The sequence below is a fragment of the Oxalicibacterium flavum genome, assembly GCF_014635065.1.
In the GTDB taxonomy this organism is placed as follows: domain Bacteria; phylum Pseudomonadota; class Gammaproteobacteria; order Burkholderiales; family Burkholderiaceae_D; genus Oxalicibacterium; species Oxalicibacterium flavum.
Genome location: NZ_BMCG01000005.1, coordinates 1 through 24,350, shown reverse-complemented (window position 1 = coordinate 24,350; position 24,350 = coordinate 1). Strand labels below are relative to the sequence as shown.

Annotated in this window: 17 protein-coding genes and 1 pseudogene; 14 read left to right on the top strand and 4 right to left on the bottom strand. The window is 64.9% G+C overall.

The features are described 5' to 3' along the window. The 6 genes from glgX to IEV38_RS12285 all read left to right on the top strand — a co-directional run bounded on the left by glgX (position 1) and on the right by IEV38_RS12285 (position 10,916). Entirely contained in the window at positions 1-2,133 is a 2,133-nt protein-coding gene (gene glgX / locus IEV38_RS12310) for a glycogen debranching protein GlgX (RefSeq protein WP_188396521.1), read from the top strand. Continuing rightward, the gene (gene treZ, locus IEV38_RS12305) at positions 2,117-3,928 is read left to right on the top strand and encodes a malto-oligosyltrehalose trehalohydrolase (RefSeq protein ID WP_371869880.1); all 1,812 of its coding nucleotides are present in this window, start codon (positions 2,117-2,119) and stop codon (positions 3,926-3,928) included. The genes glgX and treZ overlap by 17 nt, the downstream gene beginning before the upstream one ends. Then, positions 3,925-6,099 carry a 4-alpha-glucanotransferase gene (malQ, locus tag IEV38_RS12300; RefSeq protein ID WP_188396520.1) on the top strand — a complete coding sequence of 725 codons (2,175 nt, stop codon included), beginning with the start codon at positions 3,925-3,927 and terminating at the stop codon, positions 6,097-6,099. Before treZ ends, malQ begins: the two co-directional genes overlap by 4 nt. After that, positions 6,096-8,912: a malto-oligosyltrehalose synthase gene (gene treY, locus IEV38_RS12295; protein WP_188396519.1), complete on the top strand. Its 2,817-nt coding sequence runs from the start codon at positions 6,096-6,098 to the stop codon at positions 8,910-8,912. The genes malQ and treY overlap by 4 nt, the downstream gene beginning before the upstream one ends. A 228-nt stretch (positions 8,913-9,140) precedes the next feature. Next, positions 9,141-9,776 (top strand): response regulator, encoded by a 636-nt coding sequence (locus IEV38_RS12290; RefSeq protein WP_188396518.1) that lies wholly within the window; start codon positions 9,141-9,143, stop codon positions 9,774-9,776. A 150-nt stretch (positions 9,777-9,926) separates the two neighbouring features. Further along, on the top strand, positions 9,927-10,916 hold the full coding sequence (locus tag IEV38_RS12285) for an ROK family protein (protein WP_188396517.1): 990 nt from the start codon (positions 9,927-9,929) through the stop codon (positions 10,914-10,916). A 74-nt stretch (positions 10,917-10,990) separates the two neighbouring features. On the opposite strand, the gene IEV38_RS12280 is transcribed toward IEV38_RS12285, so the two are convergent. Continuing rightward, positions 10,991-12,658, bottom strand: a complete 1,668-nt coding sequence (locus tag IEV38_RS12280) for a methyl-accepting chemotaxis protein (protein ID WP_188396516.1) — start codon at positions 12,656-12,658, stop codon at positions 10,991-10,993. 249 nt (positions 12,659-12,907) lie between these two features. Then, positions 12,908-13,480: a cysteine dioxygenase family protein gene (locus tag IEV38_RS12275; RefSeq protein ID WP_188396515.1), complete on the bottom strand. Its 573-nt coding sequence runs from the start codon at positions 13,478-13,480 to the stop codon at positions 12,908-12,910. Between the two features lie 158 nt (positions 13,481-13,638). On the opposite strand from IEV38_RS12275, the gene IEV38_RS12270 reads away from it, so the two are divergent. After that, positions 13,639-14,460: a sterol desaturase family protein gene (locus tag IEV38_RS12270; protein WP_188396514.1), complete on the top strand. Its 822-nt coding sequence runs from the start codon at positions 13,639-13,641 to the stop codon at positions 14,458-14,460. Between the two features lie 44 nt (positions 14,461-14,504). Here IEV38_RS12270 and IEV38_RS12265 read toward each other — a convergent pair whose 3' ends face one another. Further along, the gene (locus IEV38_RS12265; protein ID WP_188396513.1) at positions 14,505-15,254 is read right to left on the bottom strand and encodes a GntR family transcriptional regulator; all 750 of its coding nucleotides are present in this window, start codon (positions 15,252-15,254) and stop codon (positions 14,505-14,507) included. A 136-nt stretch (positions 15,255-15,390) separates the two neighbouring features. On the opposite strand from IEV38_RS12265, the gene IEV38_RS12260 reads away from it, so the two are divergent. The 3 genes from IEV38_RS12260 to IEV38_RS12250 all read left to right on the top strand — a co-directional run bounded on the left by IEV38_RS12260 (position 15,391) and on the right by IEV38_RS12250 (position 18,924). Next, on the top strand, positions 15,391-16,131 hold the full coding sequence (locus IEV38_RS12260; RefSeq protein WP_229729032.1) for an alpha/beta fold hydrolase: 741 nt from the start codon (positions 15,391-15,393) through the stop codon (positions 16,129-16,131). Beyond that, a complete protein-coding gene (locus tag IEV38_RS12255) occupies positions 16,128-17,438 on the top strand; it encodes an iron-containing alcohol dehydrogenase (RefSeq protein ID WP_188396512.1) in 1,311 nt (436 codons plus the stop codon). Before IEV38_RS12260 ends, IEV38_RS12255 begins: the two co-directional genes overlap by 4 nt. Positions 17,439-17,544: 106 nt before the next feature. Beyond that, positions 17,545-18,924 carry an MFS transporter gene (locus tag IEV38_RS12250; protein ID WP_229729031.1) on the top strand — a complete coding sequence of 460 codons (1,380 nt, stop codon included), beginning with the start codon at positions 17,545-17,547 and terminating at the stop codon, positions 18,922-18,924. 50 nt (positions 18,925-18,974) lie between these two features. Here the strand turns inward: IEV38_RS12250 and IEV38_RS12245 are convergent. Next, positions 18,975-19,807: pseudogene (locus tag IEV38_RS12245) on the bottom strand (heterodisulfide reductase-related iron-sulfur binding cluster); the annotation flags it as partial. A 98-nt stretch (positions 19,808-19,905) separates the two neighbouring features. Here IEV38_RS12245 and IEV38_RS12240 point away from each other — a divergent pair. The 4 genes from IEV38_RS12240 to IEV38_RS12225 all read left to right on the top strand — a co-directional run bounded on the left by IEV38_RS12240 (position 19,906) and on the right by IEV38_RS12225 (position 23,398). After that, entirely contained in the window at positions 19,906-20,769 is an 864-nt protein-coding gene (locus IEV38_RS12240) for a mechanosensitive ion channel family protein (protein WP_188396511.1), read from the top strand. A 103-nt stretch (positions 20,770-20,872) separates the two neighbouring features. Further along, positions 20,873-21,253 (top strand): hypothetical protein, encoded by a 381-nt coding sequence (locus IEV38_RS12235; protein WP_188396510.1) that lies wholly within the window; start codon positions 20,873-20,875, stop codon positions 21,251-21,253. 74 nt (positions 21,254-21,327) lie between these two features. Next, positions 21,328-22,893, top strand: a complete 1,566-nt coding sequence (locus IEV38_RS12230) for a TerC family protein (RefSeq protein WP_188396509.1) — start codon at positions 21,328-21,330, stop codon at positions 22,891-22,893. A gap of 97 nt (positions 22,894-22,990) precedes the next feature. Then, positions 22,991-23,398: a hypothetical protein gene (locus tag IEV38_RS12225; protein ID WP_188396508.1), complete on the top strand. Its 408-nt coding sequence runs from the start codon at positions 22,991-22,993 to the stop codon at positions 23,396-23,398. Positions 23,399-24,350 lie beyond the last annotated feature (952 nt).

Genomic DNA, 24,350 nt, shown 5'->3' with positions numbered 1-24,350 from the left:
ATGCCTCACAGACCCAACAACCAAGTCCGCATGCAGGCCGGCCTGCCTTATCCGCTCGGCGTCACCGTCGACGGTTTCGGCGCCAACTTCGCGGTGTTTTCGGCACACGCGGAAAAGGTCGAGCTCTGCCTGTTCGATCCCAGCGGCCGGCGCGAGATCGCGCGCCACGCGCTGCCCGAATGTACCGACGAAGTCTGGCACGGCTACCTGCCCGACGTGCAGCCGGGACAGCTCTACGGCTATCGCGCCTACGGCCCCTACCAGCCCGAGCACGGACACCGCTTCAACCCGCACAAGCTGCTGCTCGATCCGTACGCACGCCGCCTGCACGGCGCGCTGCGCTGGAGCGACGCGCTGTACGGCTACAAGGTCGGCTCGGCGCGCACCGATCTCTCCTTCGACCGCCGCGACAGCGCGCAGTACATGCCCAAGGGCGTCATCACCGACGATGCCTTCCACTGGGGCCACGACCAGTCGCCCGGCATTTCGTGGGACCAGACCGTGATCTACGAGGCGCACCTGCGCGGCCTGACCATGAAGGCCGACGGTGTTGCCGCGCACGAACGCGGCACCTTCGCCGCGCTGGCCGATCCCTACGTGATCGATCATCTGGTCAAGCTCGGCATCACCTCGCTCGAACTGCTGCCGGTGCACGCGATCCTGCAGGACCGCCGCCTGGCCGAAAAGGGCCTGCGCAACTACTGGGGCTACAACACGCTGTCGTACTTCGCGCCCGAACCGTCCTACCTGTCGGACGGCTCGCTCAACGAGATGCGGCGTGCGATCCGCCAGCTGCACCTGGCCGGCATCGAAGTCATCCTCGACGTCGTCTACAACCACACCTGCGAGGAAGGCGAGCTCGGTCCCACGCTGTCGTTCCGCGGCCTCGACCATGCGAGCTACTACCGCCTGCTGCCGGACAATCAGCGCCACTGCATCAACGACACCGGCTGCGGCAACACGGTCAACATGTCGCACCCGCGCGTGATCCAGCTGGTCATGGATTCGCTGCGCTACTGGGTGCAGGAATTCCACATCGACGGCTTCCGCTTCGACCTCGGCGTCACGCTCGGCCGTGAAGCCAGCGGCTTCGATCCGGGCTGCGGCTTCTTCGACGCGCTGCGCCAGGACCCGGTTCTGGCGCAGGTGAAGCTGATCGCCGAGCCGTGGGACATCGGTCCCGGCGGCTACCAGATCGGCAACCATCCGGCCGGCTTTGCCGAATGGAACGGCCGCTTCCGCGACGACGTGCGCCGCTTCTGGAAGGGCGATGCCGACATGCGCGGCGCGATCGCGGCGCGCCTGCTCGGCTCGGCCGACCTGTTCGCCCACCATCGCCGCCGCCCATGGGCCTCGGTCAACTTCGTCACCGCGCACGACGGCTTCACGCTCAACGACCTCGTCAGCTACAACGACAAGCACAACGAGGCCAACGGCGAAGACAACCGTGACGGCGCCAACGACAACGAAAGCTACAACTGGGGCGCCGAAGGCCCGACCGACGACCCCGGCATCATCGCCACGCGCGAGAAGCTGCGCCGCTCGATGCTGATGACGCTGTTCTTTTCCAACGGCACGCCGATGCTGCTCGGCGGCGACGAGTTCGGCCGCAGCCAGGACGGCAACAACAACGCCTATTGCCAGGACGACGAACTGTCGTGGATGGCCTGGGGCCTGGCCGAGACCGATCCCGGCAAGTCGCTCATCGATTTCACGCGACGCTGCATCGCCGCGCGCCGCGCGCGACCGACGCTGCACGCCTCGCGCTTCTATACGGGCGATCTCGAGGTGCTGCCCGACCTGTACGACACGTCGTGGTTCGACGAATACGGCCAGCCGATGACGGAAGAAAGCTGGCACTACAGCGAAGGCCGCCTGCTGATGCTGCGGCGCGTGGCGCGTATCGAAGGCCGGCGCAACGCGCAATCCGAAGTCACCGCTTCGCTGCTGCTGCTCAACGCGCACTGGGAAGATCGCGAATTCGTCTTGCCCGAGCCGGTGCTCGACTGGCAGGTGCTGATCGACGCCGCGCAAAAGGACGATGCGCCGCCAGCCCACGTGCCCGGCCACAATCGCATCACCGTCAGCGCGCACAGTGCCGTTCTCCTGGTAGCCGATGATGTCGTCCTTTGATCGCTTCACCTATTCGTTCGGCGCGCAAGTGCAGGGCGCGGGACGCGTGCTGTTCCGCCTGTGGGCGCCGGGCGCCGAGCAGGTCGCGCTGATTCTCGACGGCGACACCCTGCATCGCATGGGGCCGGTACAGCACGGCTGGTTCGAAACGCGCATCGGCTGCGCGCCCGGCACACGCTACCAGTTCGAGATCACGCGCAAGGATGGTCATACCCTGCGCGTGGCCGATCCGGCCTCGCGCGCGCAGGATGGCGACGTGCACGGCGCCAGCATCGTGACCGACCTCAACGACTACCACTGGCAGTATCCGCTGTGGCAGGGACGGCCATGGCACGAAACCGTGCTCTACGAACTGCATGTCGGTGCCTGTGGCGGCTTCGAAGGCGTGACGCGGCAATTGCCGGCGCTGGCCGCGCTCGGCATCACCGCCATCGAGCTGATGCCGGTCGCCGACTTTCCGGGCCCGCGCAACTGGGGCTACGACGGCGTGCTGCCGTACGCGCCGGACGCCGCCTACGGCTCGCCGGCCCAGTTGAAGGCGCTGATCGATACCGCGCACGGACTCGGCATGATGGTGTTTCTCGACGTGGTTTACAACCACTTCGGACCGGAGGGCAATTACCTGGGCGCCTACGCGCAGGACTTCTTTCGCGGCGACGTCCATACGCCGTGGGGCGAGGCCATCGATTTCCGGCGCCGCGAGGTGCGCGACTTCTTCACCGAGAATGCGCTGTACTGGCTGCGCGAGTACCGCTTCGACGGCCTGCGCTTCGATGCCGTGCACGCCATCGGCGAGCAGGACTGGCTGCAGGAAATGGGACAGCGCGTGCGCAGCGAGTTCGGCCATGAACGCCATGTCCACCTGGTGCTCGAACATGACGACAACGCCGCCCGACTGCTCGGCCGCAGCGCCGAAGGACCGTTCGATGCGCAATGGAACGACGACGGACATCACGTGCTGCACGCGCTGCTGACCGGCGAATCGGACCACTACTACCGCGACTACAGCGAACAGCCGGCCGACAAGCTCGCGCGCTGCCTGGCCGAGGGCTTCGTCTATCAGGGCGAGCCTTCGCCGTTCCGCAACGGCACGCCGCGCGGCGAACCCAGCGGCCATTTGCCGCCATCGGCCTTCGTGCTGTTCCTGCAGAACCACGACCAGATCGGCAACCGTGCCTTCGGCGACCGCCTGACCACGCTCGCGCGGCCTTCGGCGCTGCGCGCGGCGATGGCATTGCTGCTGCTGTCGCCGCAAATCCCGCTGCTGTTCGTGGGAGAGGAATTCGGCTCGCGCACGCCCTTCCTCTACTTCACCAGCTACGACGACGAAGGGCTGGCCACGGCGGTGCGCGATGGCCGGCGCCAGGAATTCGCCGGGTTCGCGGCCTTCGCCGACGAGGCGCAGCGGCAGAAAATTCCCGATCCCAATGCGCTGCAGACGTTCGAGGATTCGATTCCCCGCCATGCCGACGACGCCGGTCAGTGGCACGCCTGGCTGCATGCGCTGCTTGCCATACGCATGACGCAGCTGGTGCCGCATCTGCCGGGTTGCCGCACGCTCGGCGCGCAGGCGATCGGCGATGCCGCCGTCGCCGCCCGCTGGCGCCTCGGCAACGGCGCCGTGCTGGCAGTCGCCGTCAATCTGGCCGATACGCCGGTCAGGGTCGCCGCGGACACCATCGCGCGCACCGGCGGTGCCGACCTGTTATTCGAAACCGAAGGTGCGCTGGCGGCGCTCGGACGCGACACCCTGCCGCCCGATTCCTTCATCGCCCTGCTGGAGCCCGCTGCATGAATGCGCAACTGAACCCGGACACCGAGCACAAGAGCGAAGCCCTGCTGCGGCTGGCCCATGCCGCCGGCCTCTCGTCCGAATGGACCGATGCCTTCGGCAAGCCGCAACAGGTCGCCGCCGGCACCCTGCGCGCGATTCTCGCCGCGCTGCAACTCGACGCCCATGACGATGCCGCCTGCGAAGCCTCGCTGGCGACGCTGGCCGAGGACGAACGACGGCTCGCGCTGCCGCCGCTGATCACGGCGCAGGTCGGCCGCGAGATCACGTTCCCGCCGCTGGCGCAGGTGCATGGACATACGTATCGCCTGATGCTCGAAAGCGGCGAGGAACGCAGCGGCTGGCTGCATGGTGGCGATGGCAGCGACGAGGGCCCGGCGCGGCTCGAAGCGATCAACGAGGTCGGCTATCACCTGCTGACCATCGGCGAGCGCCATCCTGTGACGGTTGCGGTGGCGCCGGCGCGCTGCTTCAGCGTGGCCGATGCCGCACATGATGTGACAACCGGGCGCCACCCGCACCTGTGGGCGCTGGCCGCGCAGCTCTATTCGCTGCGCCGCGCCGATGAGGATGCGCGTCTCGGCGACGCCGGCATCGGCGACTTCACGGCATTGGCCGACCTCGCGCGCGCGGCCGCGCAGCGCGGCGCGTCGGGCATCGCGATCAGTCCGGTGCACGCGATGTTCAGCGCCAATCCCTGGCATTTCAGTCCCTACGGTCCGTCCAGCCGGCTGCTGTTCAACGTGCTGCACATCGATCCGGCCGCCGTCAGCGGCGAACAGGCTCTGGCCGAGGCGATCCGCCATCTCGACGGCGAGGACGAACGCAAGCGCCTGCAGGCCGAGGAACTGATCGACTGGCCGGCCGCCACGCGCTGGCGGCTCGCCGTGCTGCGTCATCTGTTCGACCATTACGACATCCGCAACGACGACTGGAAGGAATTCGAAGCCTTCCGCAACGAGGGCGGCACCGCACTCGAGGATCACGCGCGCTTCGAGGCGTTGCACGCGACCATGCGCGCGCAGGGCATCGAAGGCAGCTGGCGCGACTGGCCCGAGGAACTGCGCGATCCGCGCGGCGACGCGGTGGCGCGCTTCGCCGAAGTCAATGACAACGAAATCTGCTTCCACGCCTTCCTGCAATGGCAGGCGGCACGCGGCCTGCAGCAGGCGCAGCGCGCGGCACGCGCGGCCGGCATGCCGATCGGCCTGATCACCGATCTCGCGGTCGGTGCCGAAAGCGGCGGCAGCCAGGCATGGAGCCGTCAGAGCCAGATGCTGGACGGCCTGTCGGTCGGCGCGCCGCCCGACCTGCTCGGTCCGCAGGGACAGAACTGGGGACTCGGCGCGTTCTCGCCGCGCGCGCTGCGCGAGTCGGGCTTCCAGGCCTACATCGAGATGCTGCGCGCCGCCTTCCGCCATGCGGGCGGCGTGCGCATCGACCACATTTTGGGCCTGGCGCGCCTGTGGCTGGTGCCGCAGGGACAACAGGGTACCGACGGCGCCTACCTGCGCTATCCGTTCGAGGACCTGATGCGCCTGATCGCGCTCGAAAGCCATCGCCATCGTGCGGTGGTGATCGGCGAGGACCTCGGCACCGTGCCCGACGGCTTCGACCGCGCGCTGGCCGAGGCGGGCCTGATGGGCATCCGCGTGCTGTGGTTCGAGCAGGAGCACGGCATGTTCCGCGCGCCATCGCAATGGTCGTCCAGCGCGATCGCCACCACCGCCACGCACGACCTGCCGACCGTGCGCGGCTGGTGGCAGGGCCGCGATCTCGAATGGCGCGAACAGCTCGACCTGTTTGCGCCCGGCGTGCAGGCCGCCGACGAACGCAGCGCGCGCCGCTACGATCGGCGCCGCCTGTGCGACGCGCTGCGCCACCATCATCGGGATCGTCACATCGATTACGAAGACAGCGACGACGGCGCACCGCCGCCGATCACGGAGCTCATCGAATTCGTCGGCGCCACGCCGGCGCCGCTGGTCATCATTCCGCTCGAAGACGTGCTCGGCCTGGCCGAACAGCCCAACCTGCCCAACACCATAGACAGCCATCCGAACTGGCGGCACCGCCTGCCCGGCAGCGCCGGCAGCATGCTGGAGCGATCCGACGCCGCCGAACGGCTGGCGGCGCTGGACCGTTCCCGCAGACAACAAGGACAACATCGATGAGCATTCCCCGCGCCACCGCGCGACTGCAGCTGCACAAGGACTTCACGCTCGACGATGCCGTCGGCGTGGTGGACTATTACGCCCGCCTCGGCATCAGCCATCTCTACGTCTCGCCCATCCTGACCGCGCGCCCCGGCTCCACGCACGGCTACGACATCGTCGATCCGACCCACATCAATCCCGAGCTCGGCGGCGAACCGGCCCTGCGACGACTCGTGGCAAAGCTGCACGCGGCCGGCATGGGTCTCGTCATCGACATCGTGCCCAACCACATGGGTGTCGGCGGCGCCGACAATCCGTGGTGGCTACACGTGCTCGAATGGGGACGCCACAGCCGCTACGCGCGCTGGTTCGATATCGACTGGAACTCGCCCGACCCCACGCTCAACGGCAAGATCCTGCTGCCCTTCCTCGGCGACCAGTACGCGCAGACGCTGCGCTCGGGCGACCTGCGGCTGCGCTTCGACGAACAGAACGGGCATTTCTACTTCGGCTACTTCGGACATCGCTTTCCGCTCGCGCCGGCCAGCGTGGTGCGCGTGCTGCGGCATGGCGGCGCCGCGCTCAAGAACGTCGCCAGCAGCTTTCCCGAGGTGCATCCGGACGAGGCCGATGCCTTCGATCTGCACCAGACGCGTGCCGACATGCTGCGCGAACTGGCGCAGACCGAGGAAGGACGCGCCGGCATCGCGCTGGCGCTGGCCTCGGTGGACCCCGATCTCAACGGCGGCGTCGGCCGCCTGCACCGCCTGCTCGAACGGCAGAACTACAAGCTGACCTGGTGGCGCAACGCGGCCGAGGAAATCAACTGGCGCCGCTTCTTCGAGGTCAGCGACCTGGCCGGCGTGCGCGTCGAGCTCGACGACGTGTTCGATGCCACGCACGCGGTGATCTTCCAGCTCTATGCCGAAGGCCTGATCGACGGCGTGCGCGTCGATCACGTCGACGGCCTGGCCGATCCGACCGCCTACTGCAACGAACTGCGGCGCCGTCTGACCGCGCTGTCGGCGCAACGGCCGGCGCAGCGGCAGGACCCGCATCCGTGGATCGTGGTCGAGAAGATCCTGACGCACGGCGAGGCGTTGCGCACCGACTGGGGCATAGACGGCACCACCGGCTACGAATTCATGGCCGAACTCGGCGCGCTGCTGCATTGCGAGAACGGACTGGCCGCGCTCAACAAGCTGTGGGTGGAACTGTCGGACGGCAACGACAGCTTTCCGACGCACGTGCTCAACGCGCGCCGCCAGCTGCTGCGCGAAAACTTCGTCGGCGAATTCGCGGCGCTGACGCGCGCCGTGCACGCGGTGGCCCGCACCGAGCTCGATACGCGCGACATCTCGCAGGCCGCGATCCACCGTGTGCTGACCGAGATCCTGGTCACCTTCCCCGTCTATCGCACCTACACGACTAAGGATGGCCGCAGCGAAGCCGACCTTGCGATCCTCGAACGCACCGTGGCCGACGCGCGCCGCAACCTGTCGCCGCCGGACCAGCCGCTGCTCGACACGCTGGTCACGCTATTCGACACCGACAACATCGATCCCGATGCCAGCGCCGACGCGCTGCCGCTGCGCCAGCTCGCGGTGCGCCGCTTCGAGCAGCTCACGCCGCCGCTGGCGGCCAAGGCGGTGGAGGACACCGCCTTCTACCGCTACGGCCGGCTGCTCTCGCGCAACGAGGTCGGCGCCGATCCCGACCGCTTTTCGGCGACGGTTGCCGAATTCCACGCCTTCAATCTCGACCGCGCGCAGCACTTCCCGCACGCCATGCTGGCGACCGCGACCCACGACCACAAGCGCGGCGAGGACGTGCGTGCACGGCTCGCCGTCCTGAGCGAAGCGGCCGAGGACTGGGCCGAGGCGGTACGCCGCTGGAAGCGCCTGCATACGGATTTCCGCATCCGCCTTGCGACCGAGGACGATGCGCCGGAACTGGTCGCGCCCTCGCTCGACGACGAACTGATGCTGTACCAGATGATCCTCGGCGCCTGGCCGTTCGAACTGCAGGCCGACGACCGCGACGGCCTGCAGGCCTATGCCGAACGGCTCGCGGCCTGGCAGGAAAAGGCGCTGCGCGAAGCCAAGCGCTATTCGAGCTGGGCCATGCCCAACGGCGAATACGAACACGCGTGCCGCGAATTTCTGATGGCGCTGCTCGATCCCGAACGCAGCGCCGGCTTCCTGCAGGAGATCGTCGACTGGGTCGCGCGCATCGCGCCGGCCGGCATCGCCAACAGCCTGACGCAAACCCTGCTGCGCCTGACCTCGCCCGGCGTGCCCGACCTGTACCAGGGCACCGAATTCTGGGATTTCAGCCTCGTCGATCCCGACAACCGGCGCCCCGTCAATTACGCCGCACGCAGCCTGCTGCTGGCGCAGGAAGATCATGCGCACGAGCGCATCTGCCAGCATCGCGGCTGGCACCAGTGCCAGTTGAAGCAGCCGCTGATCCACGCCGCGCTGCAACTGCGCAAGCGCGACCCGGCGCTGTTCGCGGAGGGCGAATACGTGCCGCTGACGGTCGAAGGGCCGCTGGCGGAGCACGTGATCGCCTTCCTGCGCCGTCACAAGGAACGGCAGGTCCTGGTGGTGGCGCTGCGCATGAGCCTGTCCCTGCTGAACGCCAATCTCTCGCTGCGCCACGCGGCCGGCGACGTGCCCGCGCATACCTTCCTGGAACTGCCGCAACCGCTGCCGGGAGAGCATATCGACCTGCTCGGCGGCCGGCCGGTTGACCTGCACGCCAACCACATCGATATCGCCAACCTGCTTGGCGAATATCCGGTCGCACTGATCGCGGCGCCGCACTGAACGCATCGCAACGGCGCATGAGGACGGTGCCGGCAGTCAGGCATTGCCGCCTTGCGTTGTCAGGAAAAAAGTCATTTGCGCCGTCGCGATTTCCGGCAAAGAATATTCCTCGCAACGGCATGTAAGACTCCACTCCGATTGCATGATTATGTGCGTCGGCTCACAGACCCCGGCAGATGCAGACCTTAAGTTATAGCCTGGATCACCTAGAGAGCCGTCTCCATTTCCATGCAAGTTTCGATTCTTATCGTCGAGCATTTTCCGGTGGTGCGCGCAGGCATACGTCGCTGGCTGTCGGCTTTCCCCGATTTCGACATCGTGGGAGAGACGTCGTCAGCCGAGGAAGGACTGCAGATGACGGCCGCGCTGCAACCGGATCTGCTGCTGCTCGATCTGGTCGCACTGCGGCGCTACGGCTACGAACAGCTGCCGGCCTTTCGCTCGCGCAAGCCGCTGCTGCCGGTGATCATCCTGCACGGCGGTCCCGATCATTTCCATACGCTCGAAATGATGGGCAGCAATGCCAGCGGACATTTCCCTTCCGATGGCACCGCGGACGAACTGGTGTCGGCCATCCGCACCGTCTGCAACGGCCAGCGCTACCCGGAGCGCGCGATGCCGGCTGCACGCGGCGAGGATCGCCAGTCCGCAGCGCGGCATCAGTCGCTGACGGCGCGCGAACTGCAGGTGTTTCACAGCATGTGCCGCGGTGAACGACCGACCGAAACCGCGCATCGCCTGTCGCTGAGCCTTTCAACCGTCAACCGCTACCGCAAGCTCGTGTTCCGCAAGATGGAAGTCGATGGCATGCCCGGCCTGATCCGCTATGCGGTGGACCAGGGCATCGAAGTGTTTCCCGAATAACTCCCGCCCTGCACCGCCGCCGCGCACGCGTGCGCATGCTTCATTCCTGCGGCAAAATGCCCTATGCTCTGAATAAACTTTACGGCGCCGGCAAGGTCAGTCGATAGAGAGCCGCATTCCGGCAAGATCAACGCACTTCAGGGAAGCGTCATGCAATACATCGCAGGCATAGACATCGGCGGCACCAAGATGGCGGTATCGATCGCCGACCGCAACGGACCGCTGGTCCGCATCGCCGAAGCGACGGTCAAGCTCGGCACCCCGCGCGCGCCGGCCGAACAGGCGGTTTCCATGCTGCGCTCGGCATGCGAACGCATCGGCATCTCCCTCAGCGAACTGGGCGCGGTCGGCGTCAGTTCCTGCGGCCCCTTCGTCAAGCATGGCGGTCTGATCCATCTGGTCGCGCCCAACATCTGCGGCGGCATCGGCAATCGTGGCGACCTGCTCAACGACTGGGAATCGGTACCGCTCGAACAGGTGCTGCGCGAACATTTCACGCACGTTGCCATCCAGAATGATTGCGTGGCGGCACTGGCTGCCGAGCGTGCCTTCGGCGCGCTGCACAACGAGGACAACTGCGCCTACGTCACGTGGAGCACCGGCATCGGCTTCGGCCTATGCGTTGACGGCAGGCTGCTGCACGGCAAGAACGGCAACGCCGGCCATGCCGGCCACATGCTGCTGACCGACCAGTCGCAGGCGCAGTGCGGCTGCGGCAATTACGGCGATACCGAAGCGCTGGCCTCGGGCCGCAACCTCGAAGTGCAATATGGACGTTCGCCCGAGGAACTGTTCAACGCCGTCAAGGAAGGCGACGTCCATGCGCACGCCGCCGTGGTGCATGCGGCCAAGTGGTTCGGCCGCGCCCTGTACAACGTCACCGCCACGCTCGACCTGCGCGTGTTCGCCATCGGCGGCAGCATCTGGCACCACCATGGCGACTGGCTGGAGCCCATCGTGCGCGAAGAGATTTGCAGCCATCTGCCGGCACTGACGCAGGGGGTGCAGCTGATCCGTCCGGCGCTCGACGCCCATGTGGCAGACGCCGGCGCGCTTTACCTCGTCATGCCGGACGACTGGGTGGCGGACTGGCGACAACTGTCGCTGTGGGACCGCATTGCGGAGACCGAAATGGAGTGATGCCTGTGCATGCACCCAAATGAAAAGCGGCAGCGCCGGAATCGGGGCTGCCGCTTTTTTTCATGCCTGCCGCATCAATCCGCCGCGATTCTTTCCACCCGCGCTTCCGCCCCCGGCAGTGCCGGATGCGTCTTCTTCGGTGGCCTGACGGCCAGCATGTCCAGCGATTCACCCTGCGCCATCTTGAACACCGAGATCGAGCGCATCAGGTGCATGGTCTGCTCCTCGAGGCTGGCCGCCGCGGCAGCGGCCTGCTCGACCAGCGCCGCATTCTGCTGCGTCACTTCGTCCATCTGCGTGACCGCCTGATTGACCTGCAGGATGCCGTTGCTCTGCTCGCGGCTGGCGACGGCGATCTCGCTCATGATGTCGTTGACGTGCCTGACCGAATTGACGATCTCCTGCATGGTCGAGGTCGCCTCGCCGACCAGGCGGCTGCCTGCGTCAACCTTGGACACCGATTCGTCGATCAGCTGCTTGATTTCCTTGGCTGCCGCCGCCGAGCGCTGCGCCAGGCTGCGCACCTCGCCCGCCACCACCGCGAAGCCCTTGCCCTGTTCGCCGGCGCGCGCCGCTTCCACCGCCGCATTCAGGGCCAGGATATTGGTCTGGAAGGCGATGCCGTCGATGAGGCCGATGATATCGACGATGCGGCGCGCCGAATGGTTGATCTGGTCCATGGTGGCGCCGACCTGCCCCACCACCTGGCCGCCGCGCGTGGCGACCTCGGAAGCGGACAGCGCCAGCTGGTTGGCCTGGATCGCATTGTCGGCATTCTGCTTCACGGTCGAGGCGAATTCCTCCATGCTCGACGCGGTCTGCTCGAGGCTGGACGCCTGCGCTTCGGTGCGCCCCGACAGATCCATGTTGCCGCTGGCGATCTCGCGCGTGGCCACCATGATGGAATCGACATTGCTGCGCACGTCACCCATCACCGAACGCAGATTGACGTTCATCTGCTGCAACGCCTGCTGCAGTTGCCCCATGTCGTCCTGCCGGTCGACGCGTACCGTCACGCTCAGATCGCCGCCCGCCACCGCATTGGCATCGCCGATCAGCGAACGGATCGGCCGCACCACCGATCCATGCAGATTGCGCCAGGTCAGCAGGCCCAGCAGCACCGCAACCAGCGTCGCCACGCCGTAGCCGTACGCCATCGACTCGCTGTCGGCGCCGTGGATGGCTGCCGCGCCGAGTCCGACGATCAGCAGCAACAGGATGCTCATCACGATCCCGATGCGTTTGCCCAGTCCCAGCCCGCGCAACGCCGCCAGCCGGCCGAAGATGCCGGTCGATACCACCGCGCCGCGCCGGATCGCCACGCCACGCGCCTGCCCGGACTTGAAGCGGCGGTAGAGTTGCGCAGCTTCCTCGATCTGCTGGCGTGTCGCCTTGTTGCGCACCGACATGTAACCGACGATGCGATCGCCCTCGCGCACCGGTGTCGCGTTGGCGGCCACCCAGTAAAAGTCGCCGTTCTTGCGGCGGTTCTTGATGATGCCGTTCCATGGAATGCCCTGCTTGAGCGTATCCCACAGATCTTCAAAGGCTTCTTCCGGCATGTCCGGATGACGCACCAGATTGTGCGGCGCCCCCATCAGTTCATGTTCGTCGTAGCCGCTGGCCTCGACGAATGCGGGATTGAAATAGGTGATGCGTCCCTTGGTATCGGTTTTCGAAACCAGTGAAATACCGTCTTTCAGTACATATTCCGTATCCGTTACAGGCAGATTCGTCCGCATATATCCAGTCTCCTTCTTGTGGGCGTCCTGCGCACCGCTGATGTCCATTTCCCTGATCGTTGCCCGGCGGTCGGGCCTGGGCAGCCACGGAAGCGGCCGCCCGTTCACAAACATGGCAAATATACCTGTGAAAACATGTCAAAAAATTTCCAAAAGGAAATTTAGCATGCATCAATCGCCAGAATACATATATCCCATGAATATGGTACTTACAAAAATTCGCGCGGATTCTCGCAAAAATGCACTGTTTCAGGCCGAATCGCGCTCCGGATTGGCGTAACCCGAGACGAACTCGCGCTTGGTCCCGGTCGCCGCGTCATAGACGTGGCGACGTATGCGGCCGATATTGCCGCCATACACATGGATGCTGATCGAGACGCGATCGTCATGCGCATTTGAAACACGATGGATGTCGCCCTGCGACGGCGACAGCATATCGACCGTGCCCGGCTGCAGAATATCCGTGCCGAGGCTGCGCATGGCCTGTCCTGCCGCCGGCAGCGCGAAGCGTTCGCTGCGCTCGGCCCCGCGCAACATGCCGATCAGCGCCCATACCGTGTGGTCGTGCACGGGCGTGGCCTGCCCCGGCCCCCAGACGAAGCTCACCACCGTGAACCGCTGCGCCGGATCGCAATGCAGCAGGTATTGCTGGTAATACTGCGGATGCGGCTGCGCAAACTCCTGCGGCAGCCAGTCGTCATGCGCCACCAGTTCGCGCAGCAGCGCACTGCCCTCGCTCAATATGCGCCGCTCGTCCGCACCACGCTCATCCAGCATGCGGCCCAGCGCCGCCACCATCCCGTCCAGTCTGTCGATTGCCATTCCAGGCCTCCTTTCCCGCAGGGAAACGTCTGTGAAAACTGCGCAACAGCGCGCGGCAACAACGCCATGCGGTGCCGCATGCCGTCCTTGACAGCACACCGCAATCCAACTAATATATTAGTCATACACAACACCTTGCCATCAACCAGGAGACTATCATGATGAGCGAACGTCAGCGGAAATTCCGCGAACAGTACAAGGCTGACATCAGCCCTCTTTACAACGGCATCCTGCACATCACCGTCATGTACGGCGTCGGCATCGCGGCCATCTGGTATTGCGCGACCCAGCTCGACAATGCCGGCTGGGAATGGCTGATCGCGCTGCCGGTCTTCATCGCCGGCAACTTCGTCGAATGGGCCATGCACCGTTACGTCATGCACCGCCGCATCGACGTCTTCGCGCTGCGCGCGATCTACGACCGCCATACGCGCCAGCATCACCAGTACTTCACCGACAACGAAGCGACCATCGACACCTCGCGCGAATTCCGCATCGTGTTCTTTCCGTGGCGCGTGCTGATCACGCTCGGCGTCGGCGGCCTCACGCTCGGCTACCTTGCCTCCGTGATCTTCAACCCGAACGCCGGCTACATCCTGTTCATGACGATGGTGGCGCAGTACCTGATCTACGAGACCTTCCACTACTGCTGCCACGTGCATGACAACTGGTTCGTGCGCAACATTCCCTTCATCAACACGATCCGCCGCCACCATACGGCGCATCACAACCTCGGCATCATGATGAAGTACAACATGAACCTGACCTTCCCGATCGCCGACTGGGCAATGGGCACCACCGATCTGAACCGCGGCCTGCTCGGCCACCTGTTCAACGGCTACAGCGAAAAGCATGTGAAGGAAGAATTGAAGCCGATCATCCAGCGCTTCCGCGTCGATGATTCGCGTGTGTCGCTGGATGGGCCGGAACTGACGCAGGACGAGGACGAGGCCCTCAATCGCGGCCTGGTCCTGAAATAAGAAAACCGCCCTGGCCGCCTGCGCATCTGCGCCGGCGGCTTTTTTTACATGTCGGAAGTGAGCGTGGCCTTGGCGAAGGATTCGATGTTGTCGAGCAGACGATCGAGCGCCTCGCCGGCAGCATCGATCTCGCCCTTGGCGATTGCGCCCGCGACCTTGGCATGCAGGCGCGCCATCTCGGGCAGATCGGCTGCCTGCTTGTAGTGGATGTACCAGAAGCGGCGCGACAGGCCGTGCATCAGCCGCATCGCGCCTTCCGCGAACTCGTTGCGCGCGGATACCAGCGTCATCTCATTGAACTCGCGATCGGAACGCATGAACATCACATCGTCGTTGGTCTTCGAAGCGAGCATGAACTCATCGTGCAGGCGCGCGAAGACTTCCCTTTCCTCCGGCGTGGCGCGGCGCGCCGCGCTGCGGCAGATCAGGCGCTCGACCTCGCGCCGCGTCTCCAGCAGCTTCAACTGCTTCTTCAGATCGATCTCCGGCACCAGCAGGCCGCGCTGCGGCAGCACCAGCAGCAGATGTTCGCGCGCCAGCCGCTGGATCGCCTCGCGGATCGGCGTGCGGCCGATGTTGAGCATCTCGCTCAGAGTCAGTTCGGAAATGACGGAACCGGGCGGAATGCGCAACGTGATGATGGCTTCCTCGAGCTGCTCGTACGCGAGGTCGGTCAGCTTGGGACGTGCCAGCGTGGAACGCGCTGCGCCCGTGGATTTCGTTTCTTTTGCGGATGGCTTTGGAGAGGTTTTCTGCGCGGCTTTCCTTGCGGTGGGTTTTCTTGCTGTGGCCATGAGGGAAATGGATTTTTTGTCGTTGGAATACGGCTTGCGAGCCGCATGAACAGAGGATCATACATGCGGGCGAATTGTTGAATTTTAAATGTATATCTCAGATATGGCGCATCTTTTTTATCAGGGGAACACGAACATGAAGCACGACGTCATCCACGCCGGAAACGAAAGCGGCGATCTCACCATCGTCGCCGTCCACGGCATACAGGGCACGCGCGCAAGCTGGCAGCAGGTGCAGCCGCTGGTCGGCGACGCGCACTGGATTCTGCCCAACCTGCGCGGCCGTGCCGACGCATGGCGCGGCCACGGTCCGCAGGACTACACGCTGGATGCCTTCGGCGGCGAAGTGTGCGACGTGATCGACACGCATGTGAATCGCGCCCCGTACGTTCTCGCCGGCTGGAGCATGGGCACCTCGGTCTCGCTGGCCGCCTTCGACCTGCTGCGACGGGCCGGCCACGCGCTGCCCGCCGCCCTGATCCTGATGTCGGGCAGCCCGTTGCTGCGCGAGGTGCAGTGGTTCGGACGCGGCGACCACGACACGCTGCTGGCGGAGATCGCCGCGCGCGAACAGCGGCTGGGGCTACGCGATGCGGCCGACCGCGACGCGGTGGCCTGGACCTGGCAGTCCATTTCCGGCACCGACCAGCGCGCCCTGCTTGCAAGCATCGACGTGCCGGTACTCGTGCTGCACGGCAGCGACGACGAAGACTCGCCTTATGAACACGCTCAGCTGCTGGCCGACGGCCTGCCGGACGCAACGCCGGTGCGCATAGCCGGCGGCCGCCACGCGATCCTGACCCAGCACGCCGAACGCATCGCCAGCGAGATCCGCCACTTTCTTTCGCAACACCACCTGACAGGAGTCACACAATGAGAATGAACGACCAGATCCACTTCTGTCCACCGGCGCGCGTCGTCATCGGCTGCGGCAGCCGCCACCAGTTGCCGGCCCTGCTGGCGCGGCTCGGCTATCGCAGCGGCGTGCTCGTCACCGATACCTATTTCAGCGGCAGCACGCCGTGGGTGCGCGAGTACATCGACGCCGCCGCCGCGCTCGGCATCAAGACCATCGTCTTCGACGGCGGCCTGCCCGATCCGACCACCACGCTGTGCGACGACGCCACGCGCATCGTGCGCGCGCATCTGGGCGGCAACACGCCGGACCATGTGATCGCGCTCGGCGGCGGCAGCAACATCGACCTTGCCAAGGCAATGTGCGTGACGCTGCCCGAAGGCCGCCCGGTCGATGACTTCAAGAGCGCCATGCCGGCCGCGCCGCACGCGCTGCCGCTGATCGCGCTGCCGACCACCGCCGGCACCGGCTCCGAAGCCACCCCGGGCGCGATCCTGATCGATCCCGAGAACGCCACCAAGATCGCCGTGATGGACAACGTGCTGCGTCCCGTCATCGCGCTCATCGATCCCGAATACACCTACACCTGCCCGCCGCGCGTGACGGCCGATTCCGGCATCGATGCGCTGACGCACGCGGTCGAGTCCTACCTGACGCTGGACTCCTTCGACTTCTCACGCGACGGTCACCCCGATCCCGGCTACAGCGGCCGTTCCGCGCTGACCATGCTGTTCGCGCGCGAGGCGATCGACCTCTGCGCGCGCCATCTGCTGCGCTGCTATCACGACGGCAGCGACCAGGAAGCGCGCGTCGGCATGGCCTACGCCAGCCACTACGCGGCACTGTCCTACGGCAGCGCCGGCCTCAACGCCGTGCACGGTACCGCCTACGCGGTGGCCGGCCTCACGCACAAGACGCACGGTAGCACTAACGCCGTGATGCTGCCGTACGTGCTCGATGCCTTGCGCGAGACGCGCGCCGAAGAAATGGTGACGCTGGCACGCCTGTTCGGCATCGCCGACGCCGACGAGGCACGCGCCGCGCGCCGGTTGCCGGCCGTGATCCGCGCGCTGGTGGCCGAGCTCGGCATTCCGGCCAATCTGCGCGAATTCGGCATCGCCGAGGAGGAACTGCCACGCCTGACCGAGGACGCGCTGGCCGTGACGCGCCTGGCGCGCGCCTTCCCGGTGGCGGACGTGCCCGCCGCGTATGCGCGCATCGTGCGGCGCGCTTGGGATGGCGTACTTGATGCAGATACTGAGGCAGATACCGAGGCAGACGTTGTGGCAGACGTTGAAGCAGATTCGGAGGATCGAACAGGAAGATGAAAAATCTTCACGAATACATTTTGTACTCATGTAATATATTAGTTAGAGACGGATAACCGTCCGACAAAACAAGCCGGCAACGACCGGCTTCCTAAAGGAGACAAGGATGACAACCAACCTCATGGCCGCCGGCCATGCCAACGTTGCTGCGCGGCTGGAACGACTGCCGATGACAAGCTACCAGCGCTGGCTCTTTTCCATCATCGCCACCGCCTGGTTCTTCGACTCGATGGACCTCGGCATCATGACCTTCGTGCTCGGCTCGATCAAGACCGAGTTCGGCCTCTCCAGCGCGCAGGCCGGCCTGCTGGCTTCCTCCAGCTTCCTCGGCATGTTCTTCGGCGCTGCCATTGCCGGCATGCTGGCCGACAAGTTCGGCCGCAAGCCGGTGTTCCAGTGGAGCATGGTGTTCTGGGGCGTCGGCAGCCTGCTGTGCGGCTTTGCGCAGAACGTCGAACAGCTCATGATCTTTCGCGTGCTGCTCGGCTTCGGCATGGGCATGGAATTCCCGATCGGACTGTCGATGGTGTCGGAGATCGTGCCGACCAAGAGCCGCGGCCGCTATGTCGCCATCCTCGAAGGCTTCTGGCCGCTGGGCTTCATCGCCGCCGGCATCGTGGCATGGCTGACGCTGCCGCTGATCGGCTGGCGCGGCATCTTCATCGCGCTGTCGGTACCGGCCGTGTTCGTCTTCATCGTGCGCCGCTACGTGCCCGAATCGCCGCGCTGGCTGGAAGACATCGGCCGCACCGAGGAAGCCGACCGCGTCACCAGCAAGATGGAACATCACGTGATGAAGGCCAGTGGCGGCAAGCCGCTGGCGGAACCCGCCACCTCGCATGACACCATCAACAGGAAGGATCGCCGCGCCCTGTTCGCCGAACTCTGGCAAGGCCCCTACGCCAAGCGCACCGCCATGCTGTGGGCGCTGTGGTTCTTCGCGCTGCTCGGCTACTACGGCCTGACCACGTGGCTGGGCGCGCTGCTGCAGCAGGCCGGCTACGAAGTTACCAAGTCGGTGACCTACACCATTTACATCTCGCTGGCGGGCATCCCGGGCTTCATCTTCTCGGCCTGGCTGCTCGAGGTCTGGGGCCGCAAGGGTACCTGCGTGCTGATGCTGATCGGCAGCGCGGTCTCCGCCTACGTCTATGGTCAGGTCGCCACCGCGCAGGCACCGGTCGAACAGCTGATCGGCGCCGGCCTGTGCATGCAGTTCTTCATGTTCGGCATGTGGTCGGTGCTGTATGCCTATACGCCCGAGCTGTACCCGACGCGCTCGCGCGCCACCGGTGCCGGCTTCGCCTCCTCGGTCGGCCGCTTCGGCTCGCTGCTGGGTCCGTTCGCGGTCGGCCTGATCCTGCCCGTCACCGGTCACACCGGCGTCTTCACGCTGGGTGCGCTGTCGTTCGCGGCGGCCGCGCTAATCGTGATCGTGATGGGTGTCGAAACCAAGGGCAAGTCGCTCGAGGAAGTCTCCGCCTGAACGGCATTGGGCACCCGCGTTCTGCGGGTGCCCTTTTTCCTTCCCTTCCCTTATGCTGCCGGCAGCGCCTGGTCGATCAGTTCGATCCAGTGCCTGACCGGCACTTTCGTTCCAGCCTGCGGATGCGTGAGGCAGCCGATGTTGGTGGAGGCAATGACTTCCGACCCTGCCGCTTCCAGCCGCGCCACCTTGGCGTCGCGCAATCGTTTGGACAGCACCGGCTGCAGCAGCGAATAGGTGCCGGCCGAACCGCAGCACAGGTGGCTGTCGGCGCACAGCTTCACGTCGGCGCCGGCCTCGCGCAGAATCGCCTCGACCTTGCCGCGTATCTTCTGCCCGTGCTGCAGCGTGCACGGCGGATGCCAGGTGACACGACGATCGAGTCGGCCGCGCGTCATGGCGGTCAGTTCCCCTGCAAATGGTTCGATCACTTCCGACAGGTCGCGCGCCAGCTCCGACACGATGCGCGCCTTGTCCGCATAGGCCGGATCGCCGGCCAGCAGGTGACCGTAATCCTTGACCGTGACGCCGCAGCCGGCCTTGGGCGCGGCGATCAACTGCACGCCCAGCGCATCGAGCACGCGTGCGGTAGCCGCGTTGATGTTGGGCGACATCACCGGCTGCACGCAGCCTTCGAGAAGCAACATGCGCCGCGCATGCGTGCGCGCCGGCCTGCGTCCCGGTTTCACGTAAGGGCGCGCAGCGCGGCCGGCAGCAGCGAACCCACCGCGCGCCCCAGCCGCAATGCAGGACCGAACAGCGCGCCGCGCGTCAGCGTCTCCTTGAGCATGTAGCGCAGGATGCGCTGACCCGGCGTGCGCGGCACGCGCTGTTCAACCACGTGGCGTCCGATGTCCACCAGGCGGCCGTACTGCACGCCGGACGCTTCCGCCCCACACGCATCCGCAGTCACAAACCATTTGCGGCGCAAAGTGTCGTACCATTCAGGCGCCCCGCCCATCGACAAGGAACATCTTCCAATTGCCTTACACCACCGCAGAAATCCTCGGCATGCTCAATCTGTTCGCCAAGACCGAGCTTGGCCGCATCCTGGTGACGCTAACGACCATCGTGCTGACCGTGCTGGTCGTCAAATTCCTGCAGAAGCGCGCGCGCATGCAGGGCGCGACCGACATCGCGCGCCAGCGGCGCAATCTGGTGCTGGCCAAGAACCTGGTGCTGCTGACGGCGGTGATCCTGATCGGCGCCACCTGGGCGTCCAAGATCGCCGGCGCCGCGCTGTCGCTGGCGGCAGTGGCCGGCGCGATCCTGATCGTCAGCAAGGAATTCCTGCTCAATCTGCTCGGCACCGCGATGCTGGCGATCTCGCGCCCCTATCGCATTGGCGACTTCGTCGAGGTCGAGAGCATCTCGGGCCGCGTGCTCGATACCGACCTGATCGCCACCACGCTGGCCGAGACCATGGAGGGCAACCAGTTGACCGGGCATACGGTCAGCATTCCGCACTCGATCCTGCTGGTGAAGCCGGTGCGCAACCTGACCGCGACCGGGCGCTTCACGATCAACATGCTGCCGGTCGCCGTGCACCCAAACGAGGACATGCATGCGCAGGAACAGGCGCTGCTGCAGGCCGCCATCGATATCTGCGGCAGCTGGATAGAGGAAGCCAACCGCCACTTCGAGCGGCTGGAATCGCGCGAGCTCGTGACGCTGCCGTCGGCCGAACCGCGCGTGCTGATCGAACTCAAGACCGTCAAGGAATACACGTTCTCACTGCGCTACTGCTGCCGGCCGAACGAACGCGTGAAGGTGGAACAGGCCATCATCCGCCAGTACCTGGCGACGCGAAACGCCGCGCCCGCGCCGGCCGCCGACGAGGAATAGCCGCCGCCATTGACTGCAGGCAACAGCGTGCCGTGCGGGATGGCGCACCAAGGCGGCGCGTGTTTGTTGTTATACTGATCGGCCCGTATTCTCTCTGGTCCGTATGAGACGATTCATCGTCATCTGTCTGATCCTGCTGTTCCCGTTACAGGTTTTTGCCGATTCTTCCGAAGACTATCCGCCTGCCTATGGCCTGACGGAAGCCGTGGTCGATGACATTGCCGATGCCGGCGCGTGCGCGTCGCCTGCGCAGGACGCGGCGTTCTGTCAGCCCGCTCCCGGCAAACAGCCTCCCGCCCATCTCGATTTCGCCGACGTACTGGTACCGGCGCCTGCCGCCGCCCTGTCCGCACCTGCCGGCTGCGCGCCACGCGCGACACCGCCCGCGTTCATCGCTACCGCGCTCCATCGTCCCGGACGCCCGCCGCCAGTGCTGGCACGTCCATTGCCTGCGCATCCCCGCATGACGCACGCATGGGCATGACCGCCGCATTTCCGACATTTCCCACCCGCCGCCTGCCGCGCGGGTGCAATCGACTTTTCTGACAAGGTATCAACATGGAATGGCTATTCGACCCGACCATCTGGCTGGGTTTGCTCACGCTCGTGATTCTCGAGATCGTGCTCGGCATCGACAATCTGATCTTCATCGCCATCCTGGCCGACAAGCTGCCGCCGCGCCAGCGCGACCGCGCGCGCATCGTCGGCCTGTCGCTGGCGCTCATCATGCGGCTCGGCCTGCTGTCGGCCGTCTCGTGGCTGGTGACCTGGACCACGCCGCTGTTCTCGATCGGCCCGTTCCCGTTCTCGGGACGCGACCTGGTGCTGCTGCTCGGCGGCCTGTTCCTGCTCTTCAAATCCACCACCGAACTGCATGACCGGCTCGAAGGCAAGACCCACACGCACAGCCAGTCCAAGGTCTATGCGAGCTTCGGCGTGGTGGTAGCGCAGATCGTGGTGCTCGATGCCGTGTTCTCGCTCGACGCGGTCATCACCGCAGTCGGCATGGTCAACGAGCTCGGCGTCATGATGGCGGCCGTCATCATCTCCATCATGATCATGATGTGGGCCTCCAAGCCGCTGACCGCCTTCGTCAACGCGCATCCGACCGTGGTCGTGCTGTGCCTGAGCTTCCTGCTGATGATCGGCCTGAGCCTGGTGTCGGAAGGTCTGGGCTTCGAGATTCCGAAAGGCTATCTGTACGGCGCCATCGGCTTCTCGATCATGATCGAGTTCTTCAACCAGCTCGCGCGCCGCAACTTCATGAAGCTGCAATCGGCGATCCCGCTGCGCGACCGTACCGCCGACGCCGTGCTGCGCCTGCTCGGCAGCCGCCAGCGCGCGAATGGCCAGGAAGAAGAAGCGCCGGCTGTGCCGCAACCGGAGGAGCACGCCTTCGGCATCGAGGAGCGCAACATGGTCAGCGGCGTGCTGTCGCTCGGCGAACGCTCGATCCGCTCGATCATGACGCCGCGCTCGGACATTTCATGGGTCGATCTCGACGACGATCCGGACAAGATCATCCTGCAGTTGCGCGAAACGCCGCACAGCCTGATGCCGGTGTGCCGCGGCGATCTCGACAACATCATCGGCCTGGCGCGCACCAAGGACCTGATCGGCGACCTCGCCGCCACCGGCGCCATCAACGAACAGGGCAGCCTGCGCCAGCCGATCATCCTGCCGCATTCGGCCGGCGTGCTGCATGCGATGGCGATCCTCAAGCGCTCGCCGGGCCAGCTGGTGCTGGCGGTCGACGAGTTCGGCAGCATCCATGGCCTGCTGACGCCGATCGACATCCTCGAAGCCATCGCCGGCGAATTCCCGGACGAAGACGAGCGGCCGACGGTGCAGGCCGATGGCGAGAACCGCTGGAAGATCGACGGCACTGCCGACCTGCATTATCTGGAGCAGGTGCTCGAGACGCACGGGCTGGTGACCGAGGACGCGAACTATACCTCGCTCGCCGGCCTGCTGCTGAACCGCTTCGAGAACTTTCCCGAACCCGGCGCCGCGCTGGAAATCAACGGCCTGCGCTATGAAGTCGCGGGTGTCGACGGCCGTCGCATCACGACCGTGATCGCAAGCCGCATTCCGGCCGATGCGGCAGACGAGACCGAGGCCTGAACGCCGCAGTCAGGGGAACATTTTTCGATTTGATCTCCCTAACCCGCATATCTGCCCGTTTATCCAAGGGCAGACGCACGGCAACAAGGAAGGAAACATGTTCAAGTACCTGATGGCAATACCGGCATCGCTGGCCCTGCTGGCAACGATGCCGGCACAAGCAAGCGACATCACGGTGATCTGCAACGTACAGCAGACCACCGACGGCAAACCCCAGGCCAGCTTCAAGCGCCGCTACGAAATCGATCTGGAGCCACGCTACTTCAAGACCTCGGTCGATACCGGCAAGGGCTTCCTCGGCGAGCAGGAAGGCTTCCCGCAGGACATCAACGCCTCGCGCATCGTGTTCGTCGATGACGGCGAGATCATGCAGTACTACGACAGAAGCAACGGCGAATACTTCTATCAGGACGTCTCCGCCAATATAGAAGCGACCGGCACATGCACGGAGAAGACCGCCGCGCCGAAACCGGATGCGGTCAAGCCGCTGCCTGCGCGTGAATGATTCCCTTGTTTATGGGATGGCAAGAAGAAAGACAAGAAGCGATACTGCATCAGCTTCTTTTCTCAGACTCGTTGAGCGCGGTCTTCCTCGTGAAGACCGTTTTTTTTGAGCGCTGCCGGTACATGCGACGATCGGCAAGACTTGAGTGAACGAGAAGCCGCCTCATGAGCATTTTCTTGTGTTTTTGCCGCTGGGCATTACGAAACAATCTAAAACATTTGGAAAACCGCGCCCCCTTCCCTGCACCCCGTTTTTAACAATCCACTCACCCTTTCAAACGCCTTTTTTCACAGGGAAAACGCCTTTTCTTCCCTGCTGCAGACCACCCCTTCCCGCCTCCGGAATTAAGTAGAAACAACTAACGTTTTAAGTGATAACACGTATATACATACGTGATAGTACGCATTGTTCGCATAGGGGGAAGTACTTAATCTCTCACGCAATCTTAACGTCATCGTGATATGCGCCCAAGGCACGGAGCCTCTCTCTCCAAGTCCCGGACATTCACATGTTCTTGAGAGTGCCGGGCAACCGGCAACCCAGGTTTCTTCCTCGGCAGCCGGACCGCGTAACGCAGATCCGGCGATGTCCGGACCACCCGTCCTGGCAGCAGTTTGCTTACCCAAGCAATGCAGAAACCGAACCATGTCTGTACGCGATCCCGACCGGATCGGCGACAGAAGGCGGAACGGCGCTCGACCGGTCCAGAAGCATTGGCCGCCTCCAACACCTTGCGGAAGTCTTCGCACTTACTTGCAGATGAAACCGATTACGTGTGTTTGCACGGCACACGCATCTAACTTGAGGAAACAAAATGAGAAAAGCAGCTAAAGGAGGTCGCAATGTCTGAACTCTCCGCATCGGCAATCCGTCCTGATCAACCGATCAAGGAAAGCACCCGCTGGCTCCAGCTGGTCGTTGGCGTCATCTGCATGGTGGCAACCGCCAACAT

Bases quoted from the DNA above. Each gene is read 5' to 3' on its own strand.
- glgX (WP_188396521.1), top strand. From the start codon at position 1: ATGCCTCACAGACCCAACAACCAAGTCCGCATGCAGGCCGGCCTGCCT.
- treZ (WP_371869880.1), top strand. From the start codon at position 2,117: ATGATGTCGTCCTTTGATCGCTTCACCTATTCGTTCGGCGCGCAAGTG.
- malQ (WP_188396520.1), top strand. From the start codon at position 3,925: ATGAATGCGCAACTGAACCCGGACACCGAGCACAAGAGCGAAGCCCTG.
- treY (WP_188396519.1), top strand. From the start codon at position 6,096: ATGAGCATTCCCCGCGCCACCGCGCGACTGCAGCTGCACAAGGACTTC.
- IEV38_RS12290 (WP_188396518.1), top strand. From the start codon at position 9,141: ATGCAAGTTTCGATTCTTATCGTCGAGCATTTTCCGGTGGTGCGCGCA.
- IEV38_RS12285 (WP_188396517.1), top strand. From the start codon at position 9,927: ATGCAATACATCGCAGGCATAGACATCGGCGGCACCAAGATGGCGGTA.
- IEV38_RS12280 (WP_188396516.1), bottom strand. From the start codon at position 12,658: ATGCGGACGAATCTGCCTGTAACGGATACGGAATATGTACTGAAAGAC.
- IEV38_RS12275 (WP_188396515.1), bottom strand. From the start codon at position 13,480: ATGGCAATCGACAGACTGGACGGGATGGTGGCGGCGCTGGGCCGCATG.
- IEV38_RS12270 (WP_188396514.1), top strand. From the start codon at position 13,639: ATGATGAGCGAACGTCAGCGGAAATTCCGCGAACAGTACAAGGCTGAC.
- IEV38_RS12265 (WP_188396513.1), bottom strand. From the start codon at position 15,254: ATGGCCACAGCAAGAAAACCCACCGCAAGGAAAGCCGCGCAGAAAACC.
- IEV38_RS12260 (WP_229729032.1), top strand. From the start codon at position 15,391: ATGAAGCACGACGTCATCCACGCCGGAAACGAAAGCGGCGATCTCACC.
- IEV38_RS12255 (WP_188396512.1), top strand. From the start codon at position 16,128: ATGAGAATGAACGACCAGATCCACTTCTGTCCACCGGCGCGCGTCGTC.
- IEV38_RS12250 (WP_229729031.1), top strand. From the start codon at position 17,545: ATGACAACCAACCTCATGGCCGCCGGCCATGCCAACGTTGCTGCGCGG.
- IEV38_RS12235 (WP_188396510.1), top strand. From the start codon at position 20,873: ATGAGACGATTCATCGTCATCTGTCTGATCCTGCTGTTCCCGTTACAG.
- IEV38_RS12230 (WP_188396509.1), top strand. From the start codon at position 21,328: ATGGAATGGCTATTCGACCCGACCATCTGGCTGGGTTTGCTCACGCTC.
- IEV38_RS12225 (WP_188396508.1), top strand. From the start codon at position 22,991: ATGTTCAAGTACCTGATGGCAATACCGGCATCGCTGGCCCTGCTGGCA.